The 15,318-nt window shown below is 58.1% G+C and carries 12 protein-coding genes and 7 pseudogenes; 17 read left to right on the top strand and 2 right to left on the bottom strand.

Going from position 1 to position 15,318, the window contains the following annotated elements; all coding sequences use genetic code 11:
- The first annotated feature begins 339 nt into the window (after nucleotides 1–339).
- The 11 genes and pseudogenes from NKH06_RS17350 to NKH06_RS17300 all read left to right on the top strand — a co-directional run.
- Nucleotides 340–942 (top strand): universal stress protein, encoded by a 603-nt coding sequence (locus tag NKH06_RS17350; RefSeq protein ID WP_352555895.1) that lies wholly within the window; start codon nucleotides 340–342, stop codon nucleotides 940–942.
- A 1,324-nt stretch (nucleotides 943–2,266) separates the two neighbouring features.
- Nucleotides 2,267–3,430, top strand: a complete 1,164-nt coding sequence (locus tag NKH06_RS17345) for a TlpA disulfide reductase family protein (protein ID WP_352893531.1) — start codon at nucleotides 2,267–2,269, stop codon at nucleotides 3,428–3,430.
- Between the two features lie 336 nt (nucleotides 3,431–3,766).
- Nucleotides 3,767–4,228: a DUF269 domain-containing protein gene (locus tag NKH06_RS17340; RefSeq protein ID WP_352893530.1), complete on the top strand. Its 462-nt coding sequence runs from the start codon at nucleotides 3,767–3,769 to the stop codon at nucleotides 4,226–4,228.
- Nucleotides 4,229–4,252: 24 nt separating this feature from the next.
- Nucleotides 4,253–4,456 carry a CCE_0567 family metalloprotein gene (locus tag NKH06_RS17335; protein ID WP_352893528.1) on the top strand — a complete coding sequence of 68 codons (204 nt, stop codon included), beginning with the start codon at nucleotides 4,253–4,255 and terminating at the stop codon, nucleotides 4,454–4,456.
- Nucleotides 4,453–4,770 (top strand): ferredoxin III, nif-specific, encoded by a 318-nt coding sequence (gene fdxB, locus NKH06_RS17330; RefSeq protein ID WP_352893526.1) that lies wholly within the window; start codon nucleotides 4,453–4,455, stop codon nucleotides 4,768–4,770. Before NKH06_RS17335 ends, fdxB begins: the two co-directional genes overlap by 4 nt.
- Before the next feature lie 41 nt (nucleotides 4,771–4,811).
- Nucleotides 4,812–5,123 (top strand): exopolysaccharide production repressor protein, encoded by a 312-nt coding sequence (locus NKH06_RS17325; protein WP_352893558.1) that lies wholly within the window; start codon nucleotides 4,812–4,814, stop codon nucleotides 5,121–5,123.
- A gap of 340 nt (nucleotides 5,124–5,463) precedes the next feature.
- Nucleotides 5,464–5,693 (top strand): annotated as a pseudogene (locus NKH06_RS17320) (1-aminocyclopropane-1-carboxylate deaminase); the annotation flags it as partial.
- A gap of 77 nt (nucleotides 5,694–5,770) precedes the next feature.
- Nucleotides 5,771–5,872, top strand: a pseudogene (locus NKH06_RS17315) (transposase); the annotation flags it as partial.
- 141 nt (nucleotides 5,873–6,013) lie between these two features.
- Entirely contained in the window at nucleotides 6,014–6,454 is a 441-nt protein-coding gene (locus NKH06_RS17310; RefSeq protein WP_352893524.1) for an ATP-binding protein, read from the top strand.
- A gap of 162 nt (nucleotides 6,455–6,616) precedes the next feature.
- Nucleotides 6,617–6,775, top strand: coding sequence for a helix-turn-helix domain-containing protein (locus NKH06_RS17305; RefSeq protein ID WP_352893522.1), 159 nt, complete (start codon nucleotides 6,617–6,619; stop codon nucleotides 6,773–6,775).
- A gap of 259 nt (nucleotides 6,776–7,034) precedes the next feature.
- Nucleotides 7,035–7,562, top strand: a pseudogene (locus NKH06_RS17300) (IS3 family transposase); the annotation flags it as partial.
- A gap of 87 nt (nucleotides 7,563–7,649) precedes the next feature.
- Here the strand turns inward: NKH06_RS17300 and NKH06_RS17295 are convergent.
- Nucleotides 7,650–8,903 (bottom strand): annotated as a pseudogene (locus NKH06_RS17295) (IS30 family transposase).
- 467 nt (nucleotides 8,904–9,370) lie between these two features.
- Nucleotides 9,371–9,523, bottom strand: coding sequence for a hypothetical protein (locus NKH06_RS17290; protein WP_352893521.1), 153 nt, complete (start codon nucleotides 9,521–9,523; stop codon nucleotides 9,371–9,373).
- Nucleotides 9,524–10,117: 594 nt separating this feature from the next.
- Here NKH06_RS17290 and panD point away from each other — a divergent pair.
- The 6 genes and pseudogenes from panD to NKH06_RS17260 all read left to right on the top strand — a co-directional run.
- On the top strand, nucleotides 10,118–10,540 hold the full coding sequence (gene panD, locus NKH06_RS17285) for an aspartate 1-decarboxylase (RefSeq protein WP_352893519.1): 423 nt from the start codon (nucleotides 10,118–10,120) through the stop codon (nucleotides 10,538–10,540).
- 155 nt (nucleotides 10,541–10,695) lie between these two features.
- On the top strand, nucleotides 10,696–11,763 hold the full coding sequence (locus NKH06_RS17280; protein ID WP_352893518.1) for a D-alanine--D-alanine ligase family protein: 1,068 nt from the start codon (nucleotides 10,696–10,698) through the stop codon (nucleotides 11,761–11,763).
- 769 nt (nucleotides 11,764–12,532) lie between these two features.
- A complete protein-coding gene (locus tag NKH06_RS17275; RefSeq protein WP_352893517.1) occupies nucleotides 12,533–13,261 on the top strand; it encodes a class I SAM-dependent DNA methyltransferase in 729 nt (242 codons plus the stop codon).
- 228 nt (nucleotides 13,262–13,489) lie between these two features.
- A pseudogene (locus NKH06_RS17270) lies at nucleotides 13,490–14,368 on the top strand (tyrosine-type recombinase/integrase).
- 339 nt (nucleotides 14,369–14,707) lie between these two features.
- Nucleotides 14,708–14,908 (top strand): annotated as a pseudogene (locus NKH06_RS17265) (transposase); the annotation flags it as partial.
- A gap of 201 nt (nucleotides 14,909–15,109) precedes the next feature.
- A pseudogene (locus tag NKH06_RS17260) lies at nucleotides 15,110–15,306 on the top strand (DUF4372 domain-containing protein); the annotation flags it as partial.
- Between the last annotated feature and the right edge of the window lie 12 nt (nucleotides 15,307–15,318).

Genomic DNA, 15,318 nt, shown 5'->3' with positions numbered 1-15,318 from the left:
GGAAGGCAAGTCTTGCGGTTCGAAACGCGCTACGGGCCCGACATCTCAGGGGGAAGCAGTCAGATGGCCTTCAAGAAAATACTCAGTGTGACGGGAGCTGACCCCGATCAGGACGTCGCAATAGCTGCTCGCTTGTGCGCCGAGGTCGGCGCGTATCTTTCCGTACTAATTATATCGCCTCCGCCGCTCCTGATATCGCCTCCGCTTATTGGGTCCCCTCCGCCGTTGGGCGGTGGCATCCCCGAGTGGTCTAGACATCGCGCACACCACATTGCCGCACGGGAACAATTTTCACACGAGATGGCCAACCTGGAAAAGACATGCAGGGAAATTCACAAAGTGCTGAGAGCCACGTGGCGCTGCTATGATGTCGACACCGAACACTGCGACAAGGCCGGCGTCGGTGACGCGGTGCGACAGCGGGCGCTCTGCACCGACCTGACAATCGTCGGCCCCGCACTTCTCAACGAGACTAGTCTCGGACCCCTTGTTATCAACGGCAGCTTGTTCGACACGGGAAAGCCGGTGCTTGTCGTACCGGAGGGCGCTGAGGCGACTCTGTCTCCACGGCGCGTGCTGGTCGGCTGGGATTCGCGAGTCGAGGCGTCCCGTTCGATTCGAGAAGCGCTGCATCTGCTAGCCGGTGCTGAGGAAGTTCGTGTCGCAGTCGTCGATCCGGAGGCGACCTGCACCGGAAACGGCGCCGAGCCGGGAGCCGACATCGCTGCCTATCTCACTCGGCACGGTGCTCGGGTTTGGGTCGACCGGCTGGCGAGCCGCGGCAAACCGGTGGCCAAGGTGCTAGCGCAGCACGCAATCGACACGTCTGCCGACGTGATCGTCATGGGCGCTTATGGCAGCCGCTGGTTGCGCGAGCGGCTCTCCGGTAGCGTGATAAGATGGATAGTTGGCACGCCTTTGCCGCTGTTTTTGGCCCGCTGACGGGTTCTGAAGTAGCACCGATGCTGTTCAAAGCTCTACTCCGCTGGCCACCTACCCTGATACCAAGTCGGAGGAAGGTCGCCGCAAACGAGCAGGTTTCGCGAAGCTCATGAGCAACTTGGAAGCGCCGTCGCGAAGCACATTCCCCGGACGCCTCTAACGCGCTCGGTGTCTGCTCGCCGAGACAACCCGTAACGCGCAGACAAACGGCCGGGCAGAAGCCCAGGCGTCCTCAATGCGCTCAAACACAGATACTCGAGCCGGCGTCAGGTCGAGAAAGAGAGTCGTTTCAGCGCGGCAGGCCGCGTTCGGACCATAGCCTCTTCGTACTAGCGTTATCACGATTTCCCTCACCACTGGCCGGGAACTGAACACGGAACGACCGTGCAGCGGCCAACGCACCGACCTTCGAGTCCGGCGATCGGGCTCTTGCCGGCCCTCGGCGCGAACGGTGGCATCAATCACGTAGCATCGCCTGGGATGGTAGCCGTCAGCGGCGAGGGCGGCCGCATCTTCGGCGTTTTCAGTCTGCCTTGGCCCATCGCGTGGCGACCTAGCGGCCTTCAGGCGGGCCAAATTCCGACAACGCTCACATTCGCACCAGGTGGTCCCCGTAGGGCCTGCGCACAGGGACACAGAACAACAAAAGTAGGATCCGGGAGAGTTCACCGGCCCGGCACAGGCCGGCACTCATCCTGGCCCTCTTCCCCACGATCATCATCTGGCGATAACGGTACTCGCGACCCGCAGCCGGACATAACCGGCGTCGTCGTGAAGAACTCCTGCGTCGCCAGCAGGAATTCAAGCGCAAAGCGGAAGAGGTAGGGCGGAGGCGATGCTCGGATGGAGCGGCGCCTGCAATCGCAATGGCGTTGCGCTACCACTTGAGCGACCGAAACGACAAGAAGCTCAAGCAAGGCTTGAGGCGGACGATGATGACGAGGCTGGCGGCAGCCAACGCGGTCATGCATCTGTTGGTCCCTATATGTCGAGACGTCGGTGGCCACGCTTCTGCGCCGACGGGAAGCGGGTTATGCGTGTCCAAGACCTGACATTGGCGGAAAAAATGTCGCGTCCAATACAACCGGCGATCTTGGGCGCCACAGAAGTTTTCAAAGCATAATCAATCATTTACCGCACGGCTGAGCGCGTTGGCACGGCCTTTGCGAATTGAGATTCAGCAACACTGAGTGAAGGCTGACTGCACGCAGATGCGCAAGACGAACAATGCTCTCCCTTCGTTGAACCCTCGTGCCCCGTCTCAAAGGGGAACAAGCTTGCGCATAAGGTCACGCAACCTTTGGCAATAGCTTTGGAGGGCAAGATGATGTTGCGGATGGGGTCACCGGCTCCTTCGATCAAAGTGGAGGACTGGCTGCGTGGCGAGCCCCTTGCGGACTTCCAGCCCGGCAAAGTCTATATCGTCGAATTTTGGGCAACTTGGTGCGAACTATCTGCGGCGGAGATGCTCGAGCTGATGCAGCTACAGGAGAAATACAAGGACAGCGGACTTGAGGTCGTCGGGATCGCGGCTGATGAAGACGCTCCAACGGCCGTCGAGGCCCGGACCAAGTTGGACGCGTGGTTGGCCGAAAAGTGCCCGGATCTGAATCATCGGATTGCGTTCGACGTCACAGGCGAAATGAAGAAGCTTTGGAGGGAACCCAGCTTTTGCGTCGGGGTTCCGACCTCGTTCGTAGTCGACCGAGACGGCTGCATTGCCTTTATCGGTCATCCGAGCCAACTCGGTGAGGTTTTGCCGAAAGTGCTCAACGGCAGCTGGCGTACCAGCAACAAAGCGAAAGCTGCCGATCAGGAGCGGATCGCAACAAGCGAACCCCTGGCGCGCGGACAAGCGTTGACGAAGCCGATCGATGACAGGTTCTGGGCGGCGGTGAAGCTGGAAGATTGGAAGACGGCGCTCTGGGCTATCGAAGAGGGCATTGCCTTGATGCCGGACGACCTCAATTTCCGCCTGGCCCATGCACATCTGTTGCTTCACAAAATACAAGACATGTGGATCGGCTTGCCCGTGATGCGCCAGTTGGTTCGCGACGCGATCGACAAAAATTCCGCCGATTGGATGGTTTCGGCGCTAGACCAACTTTTCCATCCGGCCAATGACCATTCGCGCCTTCCCTCTGCTGAGCGCTTCGCGATGGGCAAGGAGCTGTCCGAACACATCCTGGCGCTGAATCCGCCGCAAGGCGACAGTCGTAAGTTCCGGTCCTATCCCGCGGTCGCCCGATACTATCACGAGAAAGGCAACAATGATCGCGCCATCGAGTTGGTCGAACTGGCACTGACGTCGCTGGACGGTCCGGAGCCTATCCCGGCCGAATTGAAAGAGCAGCATCTGCCGGATTTGCTGCAGGCCCTCGCCAAGTACAGGGGTGCGAAGGCTTGTTGCGGCGCTCTCTTTGCGGCTCACAGTTTCCCGAAAGTGCCAAAGCGCGGTCGGCCGAGGAAGAAAGATAAAAAAGGGTAATTGGTCGAAATGGCTTACGGCCAATTCGTCCATTTCCCTGGCGTAACCGCAGCAAGGAGGTCCATGCAGCACTTGGTCGATCGTTTGCAGCAGGATCGAGGCTCGAATCTTCATCGCCTCCCGCATTGCGGCGGAAGCGATGTTCGACGCGAATTCGCGTGGAAGACTTCGCAGTCGAGGACGTGTTCAAGGTCGGCCCGAGGGACATCAATTGCGTGGAATCAGCGGCGCCGAGCCATACGTCGGCTGCGCAGGTGTGCCCGAAGTGGGCGTGCCAGAAAACAGACATCGTGCTTCGAGGAAGAGGACTGAAATGAGGAGAAGCCGAAATGTCTGATGCTGGTCAGCCATCCGGTCAACGAGGACGAGGCGGCCCTTGCCATGCCTTTTGTCACATGCCTCGTGCGGCTGATCCGTGCTCAAGACTCCTATGGCTGGTGGGAAAGGCAAATCGGACGCCGAACTGCTGGGCGACTTCATCATCACCAAAAAACAGCGCCGTGCGATCCCATCATCGGCGATCCCGATCCGGACGTGCTGTGGAGGCTCGATATGTTCTACACGGCCGTCGGGCTTGCGATCAAGGAGCGCTCCGGCCTGATGACATCGCCAATGATGGAGATGAAAACCGTAAGGCCTTCGGGCCCGTGCTTTTCACGGTCGGGCAGCTCGTCGTTCTGTCCAGACGTCCATCGGTTCGGCTTCGAGACGTTCCGGCAACTCGGGGAGGCCGGTACGAAACTGGTCGACGATGCGCCCGCAGCCACTGAAGCTTATCGCGACGTGGCACGGGCGTGAAGACACCGATTTCGAGGAAGGATTATGTCAAAGCTAGATGAGATGGGGACGAAAGTCCGAAAGCTTCAGCTGCGCGCGGCAATTGCCAAGATGAAATTGCGCGACCTTGCAGAGGATCTCCCGAGAAAATGGACGGAGATAGAGGAAGTTGCCGAGGAAGCGTCGGCCGTTTTTGCCGAGTTGGATGGTGCCAGGAGAGAGCTCGTTGCAATGAAGAAGTTACCATGACGAGCACATTCATCACTCGCGACGGCTCCGGATGGGTGCCGGAATATCTCACCGCTATAAACGGCACGACCTGCATCGGCTGCGGTCGCTGTTTCAAAGTTTGCTCGCGCGAGGTCATGCATCTTTACGGCGTCGATGACGCGGGTGAAATCCTCGGCGCCTGCGACGGCGAAGACGACGATTTCGATGGCGAGCTCAATCGCATGATCATGGTCGTCGATCATGATGGCCGCTGCATTGGCTGCGGGGCCTGCGCCCGCGTCTGCCCGAAGAACTGCCAGACCCATGTTGCGGCCGATCAGGTCGCAGCGTGATCTGAGGAGACAAAACCAGGAGAACGGCGTTGCCCTTTAGAATGTTTTGTCGAGTCCTGGGGGTGGTGCTGTGCAGCACCGCACTGACTGTCTACTTCGCATCTCATTCAATCGGCACGGTAGTCGTCACGACACTGGCTTGTTCCCTGCTCCTTCAGCTGGCGTATTTCGCAAGCGTGCTCTTTCTGATCTGGCGGTCTGGCCACGTTAGCCGAGCTGGCCAAAGGGCTGAGCATTTCGGCAGTTGCAAGGAAGTTGGATCCGAGCCGCCAGACCTTAATGAGGTGACGAATGAATCCGCAGATTTGCTCCAACGCGATCAAATGCGAGCCATATCGGTGCTGCTGCCTTGAGGCGCCATGACAAGGTTAGTGCTCAAGCTGGAAAACTCTAGACTAACCACAAACATGGAGCAGATATCAGAAGGAATACTGTGCTTGAGTTGGTGACCGCAATCCGCTCATTCTAGTTAGTCCAGGAGATGCAGTTCTTGAATCCCATACGCATTTGGTTCTCTCGCAGGCCGGCCCGATTGCAACTCTCAATGTCGAGCGTGCGGCTGGAAATCGTGGGACTCTTCTGGCGCCGGAATATGCGGATGACGCCAAATCATAGACGCCTCTAGATGAATCGTGAATGGCTCATTCAGCTCCATCGCGTGTTGCCGGAGAGAAAATGCTACAAAAAATTTCGAACGCTATCCCCGACGCGATCGCGTCAAATGCTGATTTGCTTGTCACCATCGGCGGCGTGCAGTCCAAACCATACGCGCATGGTCGCCGCGGTCGCCGCCAAGATCGACATGAAATGTCTCCTGGTTCAGGACAGCTGGGTACCCGATGAGGACGCCGTCTACGACCGGGTTGGCAATGTTCTGGAGCCGTATCATGGGAGGAGAGGTGCATCTGGTCGACGATAGCTTCATTTACCATGCCAAATGAGAAATCGTTTCGAGGAAAAGCGCTTGATCTGGGGACGTTGCGTATCCGACATTGTCGGATACCTGCCGCCTTACAGTCCCGACTTCAATCCGATTGACAACGCCTTCGCCAAACTCAAGGCGCTGCTGCGAGCAAGGGCCGAGAGAACCATCAAGGCTTTGTGCGTGCCGACAAGCGTCTGACCGACCGGCGCGCCGTTGCCAGACTGCGCTTTGCCGACGCATACATCGACTTCGCCACGCATTGCGGGCTCGATCGGCGCAATACGCTGTCGCTGGCCCAGGGCGCCTGGCTGAAGGCGCATGAAAACCCCATCATTTCCGGGCAGACCGGCACCGAAGACCTGGCTGGCCTGCGCCTTCGGACGTCAGGCCGCCCGGCTCGACCATCCCGTGCTCTACCTCTGCATGCCGCGTCTGTTCGAAGATCTCGCCCTGGCGCGTCTCGACGGCCGCTTTCCCCGTCTCATCGACAAGCTCGACCGGGTGCAGCCGCTCATCCTTGTCGACTGGGGCACCCACAGCCTGGCCGACCAGCAGCGTCTCGAGCTGCTGGAAATCTTCGAGGAACGCTATCGCCGCAAATCGACCCTGATCACCGCGCAACTGCCAATCGCCCATTGGCACGCCATGATCGGCGAGCCGACTATCGCGGACGCCATTCTCGACCGGATCATCCACAACGCCCAGCGCATCACCCTGGAAGGCGACAGCATGAGAAAGCAAAAACACCGCCGCTCTTGACCGGCGCCGAAAGCGGCGAAATCAATCGCAAATGAGTTCAACCAGGCAACCGAGGGCCGACCCCATCCTACTGTCCGCGACTTAGTGAACTGCTGGAGTGCACCCCTAGACTGAGACACAGAAAATCGCGGACAGTTTCCCTGCAAGGAGAGGAAACTGGGCATGGCCAGACGGCAAAGGGTCATTGATGAAGATCAAAAACTGGAGCTTCTCCAGCGCATGGAGGCGGGCGAAACTGTCAGCAAGTTGGCGGATGAGGTTGGAATCAGTCGCCAACGACTTACGAGTGGCGTGATCAACTCAGACTCCGCGGTAATCTGAAGTCACGCCGGCGCGGCCGGCCGGCCAGATCGAAAGCAGGAGCTGACGGGATCGCGCAGTTGCAGAGCGCAGTTGATGTGCCGGGGGCTCAGGAAAAGGCACTGACCAAGGCTAGGCGCCGGATCAGGGAATTGGAGCAGAAAGCCGGGCAACAGCAACTCGATCTCGATTTTTTTCGAGAAGCCTTGCGGCACTTCGAGGGAGATCATCGTCGGAGCAACGCTCCTGGCGAAACGGGATCTTCAAGGTCATCGAAAAGATGACCACCGTCCTGTCGCAAGGCGAATTCAACGTCTATAGAATGTGCTGGCTCGCGGACGTGAGGCGCGCGAGCTATTACCGTCACTGGCTGGATTCGGCCCCGCGTCGGGCCGAGACAGGTTTGCGCGATCTCATTCAGAAGCTGGCTCTCGGCAACGCGCACTACGGCTACCGCCGGATCGCAGCCCTGCTGCGGCGGGAGGGGTGGCAGGTCAATCAAAAATGCGTTCTACGGATCATGCGTGAAGACAATCTGCTGTGCCTGCGCGCAAGCCCCTTTGTTCCTGTGACGACGAACTCCAGGCATGGTTGGCAAGTCATGCCCAATCTTGCGCGGGGTATGATCCTCAATGGGGTCAACCACCTATGGGTTGCCGATATCACTTTCCTGCATCTGGCTGAGGAGTTTGCTTTCCTTGCCGTTGTGCTTGACGCCTATAGCCGCGAGGTGGTCGGCTGGACATTGGATACTCACCTCAGAGCAAGCCTTGCCATCGAGGCCCTCGGTATGGCCATAGCTGATCGCCAACCCGAACCCGGGAGCCTCGGCATCATTCCGACCGTGGCGTTCAAGGCGGGTTCAAGCGGTCGTCGCAACAGCGATTGTGTTCACTCATGGCAGCAACTCGTCAAGCGCCTCTGCCGGCGTTTTCCAACCCAGGGTCTTTCTCGGCCGGGCATTAAGGGCCGCTGCCACGGCGGCGATCTCGTCGGCGCTGTGGATGCTCAGGTCGGTGCCTTTCGGGAAGTACTGACGCAGCAGCCCATTGGTGTTCTCGTTGGTGCCGCGCTGCCATGGGCTTTGCGGATCGCAGAAGAAGACCTGGACGCCGGCATCGATCGTGAGACGATCGTGCTGGGCCATTTCGGCTCCCTGATCTCAGGTCAACGAACGGCGTAGTTCTTCGGGCAAGGTGATGATGGTGCGCGTAATTGCGTCGCGGACAACCAGCGTGCCGATCGCCGAACTGCCAAGACCGAGGATGAGGTCTCCCTCCCAGTGACCCGGCACCGCGCGATCGGCCGCTTCGGCGGGGCGTTGACTGATCATGTTCTCCGGCGAGACAAAGCTCTTACCTCGCCTGCGTACGCGCGCCTTGGGGACCCGCAGCACACGCCCCGTTCGCAAGCAGGCCGTCAGCTCGCGGCGCAGCACTCCGCGGCCCTGAACGAAGAGGGCCTGATAGATGGCTTCGTGGCTGATGCGCATCGTCTTGTCGTCCGGGAAGTCGATCGGCAAGCGGCGGGCAATCTGCTCAGGGCCTGGCCCATCGCCGATCCTTTCGCGGGCCATGCCGGCGGCCCTTCCACGGAACGGTGGGACCATGAACGGGAGCGCCGCTCGGGGCCATGACAACGCCAGCAAGTCTCTCCTCCACATAAGTGCCAAGGTTGCGTTGAACGCAAGCTTGGTCGGCTTGGGCCGACGGGCCGATCGATCCGCATGCCACTGGGCAGTCGTCGCCCGACACTCCAACCCGCCGCTGCGGGTGGCCGCGTTGCGCCGCAGTTCACGGGAGATTGTCGAGGCGGACCGAGCGAGCCGGCGCCCAATCTCCTGCATGGAATGGCCCTGTACCCTGAGAAGTGCGATGTCTTCGCGCTCCACCAAGGACAGGTACCGCCCGGAGAGCGGCTTCGCCGAGGATCTGAACATCGCTGGTGGCATACCGCCCGCCTTTCGGAACCATCTGGTTCCTACAGGCTGCGACACTCCGGCTTCGAGCGCAGCATCTTCGCTGCTCAGCCCCGCGGCGATCGCCCGCCAGAATCTAATCTGTTCATCGCGCCCCGCCAAAGGTGGCCGTCCTGGTGAAGGTAATGGCGCTCGTCCAGACCGTGCCGATCGCCGCTTTCGAATGCTCATCGCAACCTCCAACTTCCTAGTGTTGCGACGACCGCTTGAATCCGCCCAAACGCGTGCGGAGCGTACTCCGAACTTCTGAATCGTCACGATATCCAGGCGAGCATGAGCCGTGTCGGCAATATTACGATAATGCGAAGGCGGAGAGCTTCATGAAAACCCTGAAGCAGGAAGAGGTGCAAGGTGTCGCCTAAAGGGATGCAGATGATGCCCGAAGGCGCATCGGCGCTTGCATCGACACCGTCTACAACACGCAGCGTTTGCATTCCGGCGCTCGACTATCTCACTCCGGAGGAATACGGACAGAAGCATTCAAGCAGATGACTGATGGAAACGGCTGCGTAGCTAACGCGAAGGTGTCCGCGAATTTAGCGGAACGACTGTCCCGTTTTTGCGAAATACGCAGTTCCCCCATCGTGCGGGTTATGACTGATTAGGGTAGACAAGAATGGTTTTCACCAAATCCTCGGTCAACCCTTCATTTTCGAGCAGCAGTTTGACATCGAAGAGATCGCGCGGATGCTGCCGGTCGAGCGCCGCGAAGAAGTTCCGGCATAGAGATCGGGGATCGAAAGAAGCTGCATCTCGACGAAGCCGAACTGCTCTTCGACCGCAGGCGCCATCTCTCGTAGTTCCTCCGGAAATACCGAGCCGGGCAGCACGGGAGAGAGTTCGATTTTGATGCGATCGCCCGCCTTGCGTCACGAAAAGGCGCAAGGCATTGTAGCGCGACGATCTGGATCAGAACGCGCTCTCAACTTGATTCGCGCTGCACTTCTCTGCATTCCAACTCTCCAGTTTCGTCAAACATGAAACCGGCAGCAGGCCACTCGGTATCTTCGGCGGTCGACATAAACCTGAAAGCTCAACGGCGTTGAGCCGTTCGGCAGAACTTCCTCGGCGGGAAGCTGAGATGCCTTCGACCGTGTTCGGCGTTGTCCGGTGTCGGACGATGTAAGCAACGTCACGGATTCAATATCGGATGTTTTTGAATGGTTTTCTTGTTGGCACGATACATGCACATGCACGGTTGTCCGCAAATGCGTCGCAAACTGAGGAGAAGTCGTCCCATGATAATGCTCACTACCACGCCGCCGCTCCCTTCTGAAAGTCTGCTGCTCGACCTGCTCCGCAGTGGCCCAAGCCCTGTCGCTGCGTCAAAGGCCACTGCCCTCGTTTGCGGCTTGGCGATCCAGATTAGAAGAGGAAACCTGTAGATGAGAAAGGTCGTTGCGGCCAAGCTTCATGGCATCACTATTACTGGCTCGGATCTGAACTACCATGGATCAATAACTCTGGATCCTGATCACTGCGATGAGGTGGGCATTCTTCCGCTGGAATTCGTTGAAATCTGGAATAGGTCTTCAGGCGCTCGAATCAGCACATACGTCATTTACGGCGAGAGGGGTTCTCGTTGCTGCGTGCTTAACGGAGCCGCTGCTCGTACATGTCAAGTCGGAGATGAGATGATAATTTGCGCCTCTACTTATATTGAGGAACATCAGATCACAGAGATTAAGCCGCGAGTGATGACGTTCGATCGGGACAATTCTGTCCGTGACCGGATGTTCTACGATGCTAGCATAAGGGATGATGGAACGGTGAAGTTCGAGATTCGCGAGGGCTCTCCCTGGCGGTAACGCGTAGCGATCCCAGTCGGGAATTCGCTGATAGCGCATGGGCCGGATTAGGCGGCGAAGGACACCAACCGACTCATCCCGCTTAATCCAGATGCTCTTTGTATTCCAAACCCGCGATAAGCTGACCCGCAGTTCGTTCTGAAAGGTATTAAAATATGCAATTGGCGCTCTTGTATGGCGGCCGCTCGGTAGAGCACGGCGGGTCCATTGCGATGTACAACCACCTTACCGACGTCCTTAACGATGCATCCAATGCCAATATTTCACCAGTGTCCATCTACTACATCTCCCGATCCGGGGATCTGCTCAGGCTCGCACTTGACTGGGATCGCCTTCCCAAGCACGAGGAGTTTGCAACTCGCGCTGAAAAGCATCCGCTCACTTCTCTTGCTCACCTACTCAAGAGCGAAGGCCTTTTCGTCTTTTCACTTCTTCAGGGCCAGGACGGCGAAGATGGCCAAATTCAGGCTGTTGCCCAATTCCACGACATTCCGGGTAGCTTCGGCGATAAGACTGCGGCCATGCTCTCAGCAGACAAGTATCTGCAGGGCGTAGTTGCCAATCGACTTTGCCCCGAGTTAACTCCTATCCCCACGGTCCAGGTCTCGCAAGGCAATCTCGAAGCCGGCATCACAGAAGCCTTGCACCATCTTGCTGGCCCGTGTGTACTCAAACCGAACACGCTCGGAGGATCCTTCCTCACCGAGTGGACCGACGAACTCTCAGACTGCGGCCTCCGCTCCTATTCCAAACGGATCGCTCCGTATGACGCCTCGTTTTTGGTCCAGCAGCGAATTGTTGGAACGGAATACACCTGCGGCGTCTTAATCGACCACCAAGAGATCATGCCGCTTCCGATTGCGCGAATCAACAATCCCTCGGGCTTTCTCGGGTACGATCAGAAGAAGCAAGGTGTCTCTGTTGACTTCCAGAACGTGCATGACATGCTTCGCACTCGTATCGCCTCGATCTCAACGAAGATTGCTCGGGAGTTTAGGCTTCACACATTTGGGCGCCTTGATTTCATCGTTGATGAGCAGCAACGTGTTCATTTCTTCGAAGTCAACGTGGTCCCAGGGCTATCAGCAAGCAGCATGTTCATCAAGATGCTCGCAAAAGCCGGCTTTGACCTGCCCCACGTGATTAGGTTAGCTGCCTCCAACGAGGCGTATCGAAGGCACAGAGAGGAGATTCGCAAGATCGAGACCAGCCGAATCTGCTAGGAGTTGTAATAGCGGCGTGATGATATTCCGCGAATTCGCCCGCCAGCGCCGCCGCTTGGTCACTAAGTATGATGTTTCATTGTTCACGCCAGCACAATCTTCTGGATGGGCGGGTACGGCGTTGCTGGTAGGACACCGCGAGCGAACTCCATCGACATCCGCCTTCGATTTCGAAGTGTTGGCCTTTCCGCGCAGCTGCCGTCTATCCTATCGCCGCGTCGCCATTCGCGCTAGTCGCGGTGCGAACGATGCGAAGCATCCTTTTCACGCGTAAGAATAGAACGCGCACTGCGCAAGGCGCGGTGCCTTTCGCGACCCGATTGCACTGATCACTGTCGCTAACCTGACAAAACTGACAAGGCTGTGTTGTTGAACAAGCAAAGAAGTCGGCACGAAAGTCCAACTATATAATTTAAAGCTGCGTTTAGATGGCATAGCTTTTGCTGTTTGAATTGCGATGTTATTACAGAAACTGAGCCGTTCGATGTCCACACCGGTAATTTCGATCAGGAGCCCAACTCGTACATTGTTCGACCAGTTCCTAGCTTCGGAACCGGTCGACGCAGGAAAGTGAGCCGGAACCCTGTTCTAGACTAAGCGGCGGATGGCGCACGGTCACTGGGCGCGAGCGCGCCAAGCGCTATAGCGACCCACCTTTGAAACCTCTCTCAGGCTGATCGGTGGCTAGGTGCGATGAGCGAAACCCGACGGCTCCATTCAATAGTTCTAAAAATATACCGGAAATTGAGACACACTAAGGAGCTTGAAAATGAATAATGACGTCCTCTACAATGAAAATTGGGCTTCGATCTATCAACAATACACCAGAGTACAAGGTCGAATTGCTGAAGCAGATGAGACTGCCGCCTTTCTTGAGCGATACGCCGGCGGAAAAAGTGCCTTGGAACTTGGTATCGGCGACGGACGCGTAGCCGTGCCTTTGATCGAGCGAGGCGTCAGAGTCGAAGGTATCGACAATTCCGACAGCATGCTGAAACTTCTCGCCAAGCGGACTGATCGAGTCAGGACTTTCAGAGGGGACATTGCCAATTTCAAATCAGAGCAACGCTACGCTTTAGTGTATTGCCTTTATAACGTATTTACGATGCTCGTCACCCGAGAAGCACAGCTAGCTTGCCTCCGATCTGCCGCGGAAGCTCTAGAGGACGACGGCGTTTTAGTGATTGAATTCGCTGTGCCGGACCTGGATGGTTTCGTCAACGGCCAGAAAACCAGTACACTGCGAGCAGATCACGAGGTTACGATCCTGATGGCGGAGGTCCACCATCCTCTAAAACAAAACTTGGTCTCGACCCTCCTCTGGTTTTCCGGTACGTCGGTCACACGTCTGCCGCATCGAGTTCGCTATGTCTATCACCAAGAACTCGATACCATGGCGGAATGCGTAGGACTGAAATTATCGGAGCGTTGGGGAGACTGGGCGAGAGGGGCGTTCACTGAGCACTCCACACGCCATATCTCGGTTTACCGCCGATAATGTAATCCCGCCATGGATGAGATTGAGGCGGAGCGCATGGTTGGAAACGCAAGCCTATGCTCGCCAGCAATCCGAACATCGGCTTGCAGAGCGGTTCAGAGTTTGACTGAATCTGTGGGAGTGAACGAAGCCGCTGACGCGGCATTTGGTGCACCGGTTTGCGGATGACGCTTCTGTTTTGAAGGATAGCTGCTGTTGAAGCGCAACCTTGAGAACAGAAGCAATGAGATGGCCGAGTTGAGCCCGCTTCGCCGGCGCATGATCAAGGATCCGCAATCTGTCGCCGGCCACGCAACGGTCCTACGTGCACGCGGTAGCGAAGTTCTCCCGCTACTGTGGCCGATCCCCGGACCGGCTTGACCTGGAGGACGTTCGCGCCTTCCAGGTGCATTTGGTCTCTACCGGAATCTCGTGGCCAGCGCTGAACCAGACGGTGTGCGCGCTGCGGTTCTTTTACGGCGTGACGTTGGGTCATGCCGAGAACGGATCGCCTATGCCCGCGCGCCACGCACGCTGCCGGTGGTTCTCAGCGCTGCCGAGGTTGTCCGCTTTCTCTAGGCGGTGCCGAGCCTGAAGACGCGCACCGCCCTGACGACGGCCTATGCCGCGGGCCTTCGCGCTTCGGAGACTGTCGGACTGAAGGTCGGCGACATCGACAGCGGACGCGGCGTGATCCGGGTCTAGCACGGCAAGGGCAGCAAGGACCGCACGGTGATGCTGTCGGCGCAACTGCTGCGCATCCTGCGGGTCTATTGGCGGCTGGCGAAGCCGCAGGGCTGGCTGTTTCCGGGCCGGGATGCAAATCGCCCCATTGACGTGCAGGTGCTGTACTCGGCCTGCCGCTCGGCGCGTGCGGCCGCCGGCATAGATAAGCGTGTGACGGTCCACACGCTCAGGCACAGCTTCGCAACTCATTTGCTGGAGAACGGCACCGACATTCGCATTATTCAGGTGCTGCTCGGCCACAACAATTTGCCCTCGACGGCGCGCCGCACGATGAGCGCCATCGAACTGTGCCGGACCGCCGAACTGGGCGGCCATGTCGAGGGCTTCCACCGTGCCACCGATTCGCTGTCGACGCATCGTGAACGCCCTTCACCAGCCTAGCACCGACGATCCCGACCGCTTCTCCAGGCTACAATCCCCATAGCGCCAGACCGTCCCGCGGCTTCGTTCAATCCGGCTTGCAATGAGGTCCGAAGATCATCGGGTGTGCTCCGTCGAGCATGCGGACCTCACAGAAGCCTCCAGATTCCCGTCGGAGTGATTTTGTGATTCAAGATGCTGGCTGGATCGGAGGCCAGCATCTCATGACGGCTACCATTTCAAACGATCTTCGTGAGCGTGTTGGAGCGATCGAGGCCGGCGAGAGTTGCCGCTCGGTAGCGGCTCGTTTGGCATTGCGGTCTCGTCTGCGGTGAAGTGGTCGCAACGCTATCTGGCCAGTTGCCGCCATACTCGCCCGACCTCAACCCGATCGAGCAAGCCTTCGCCAAGATCAAACACTGGATGCGAGCGGCCCAGAAGCGAACCATCCAGGACACATGGCGACATCTCGGCCACCTCGTATCAACCATCGAACCCAACGAATGCAGAAACTACTTCGAAAACGCAGGATATGCTTCCGTCAAACCTGAAACGCTCTAAGACCGCACGATCTGCCTCACCGTTTTCGCCGCCCCGCGTCTTTCCGCTCAAGAGCGACGCGCGAGGTGGCGTCGTGACCACGGGTCTTGCTGGACTGTCCGGGGAAAGTTTCGGTGAATCGAAATGCCCCATGGGCATGCCCCGTAAGGCGGCGCTTTTCCGTCACCTTCTGGTTGTCGAGACTCAGAAAGGGAACGGGGCATGCGCTTCACGTCTAGCATTCTTGGAAAGCTGGTTGACATCAATCGGCGCGGCTTCCAGGTGTTGTGGATAGTCATGACGGGGATGCCTACGACAAGTCGTTTCGTCAGTTGGGATCACCTGATGGTGCTGGTTTACGCCAGCTCAGTGGTGCCGATAGCCTGCGCGGCTTGGAAGCCGGCTGGAACGCTAGAGCGTCGGATGTTCAG

The sequence above is a fragment of the Mesorhizobium sp. M1342 genome (assembly GCF_040317955.1).
In the GTDB taxonomy this organism is placed as follows: Bacteria; Pseudomonadota; Alphaproteobacteria; order Rhizobiales; family Rhizobiaceae; genus Mesorhizobium.
Note: the sequence above shows the minus strand (reverse complement) of the source record. Positions and strands in the feature narration are given on the sequence as shown.

Coding starts and splice junctions, on each gene's coding strand:
- NKH06_RS17310 (WP_352893524.1), top strand. CDS start 6,014: ATGAAAACCCCATCATTTCCGGGCAGACCGGCACCGAAGACCTGGCTG.
- NKH06_RS17275 (WP_352893517.1), top strand. CDS start 12,533: ATGAATAATGACGTCCTCTACAATGAAAATTGGGCTTCGATCTATCAA.
- NKH06_RS17290 (WP_352893521.1), bottom strand. CDS start 9,523: ATGGCGCCTGCGGTCGAAGAGCAGTTCGGCTTCGTCGAGATGCAGCTT.
- NKH06_RS17305 (WP_352893522.1), top strand. CDS start 6,617: ATGGCCAGACGGCAAAGGGTCATTGATGAAGATCAAAAACTGGAGCTT.
- NKH06_RS17335 (WP_352893528.1), top strand. CDS start 4,253: ATGTCAAAGCTAGATGAGATGGGGACGAAAGTCCGAAAGCTTCAGCTG.
- panD (WP_352893519.1), top strand. CDS start 10,118: ATGAGAAAGGTCGTTGCGGCCAAGCTTCATGGCATCACTATTACTGGC.
- fdxB (WP_352893526.1), top strand. CDS start 4,453: ATGACGAGCACATTCATCACTCGCGACGGCTCCGGATGGGTGCCGGAA.
- NKH06_RS17340 (WP_352893530.1), top strand. CDS start 3,767: ATGCTGGTCAGCCATCCGGTCAACGAGGACGAGGCGGCCCTTGCCATG.
- NKH06_RS17280 (WP_352893518.1), top strand. CDS start 10,696: ATGCAATTGGCGCTCTTGTATGGCGGCCGCTCGGTAGAGCACGGCGGG.
- NKH06_RS17325 (WP_352893558.1), top strand. CDS start 4,812: ATGTTTTGTCGAGTCCTGGGGGTGGTGCTGTGCAGCACCGCACTGACT.
- NKH06_RS17345 (WP_352893531.1), top strand. CDS start 2,267: ATGATGTTGCGGATGGGGTCACCGGCTCCTTCGATCAAAGTGGAGGAC.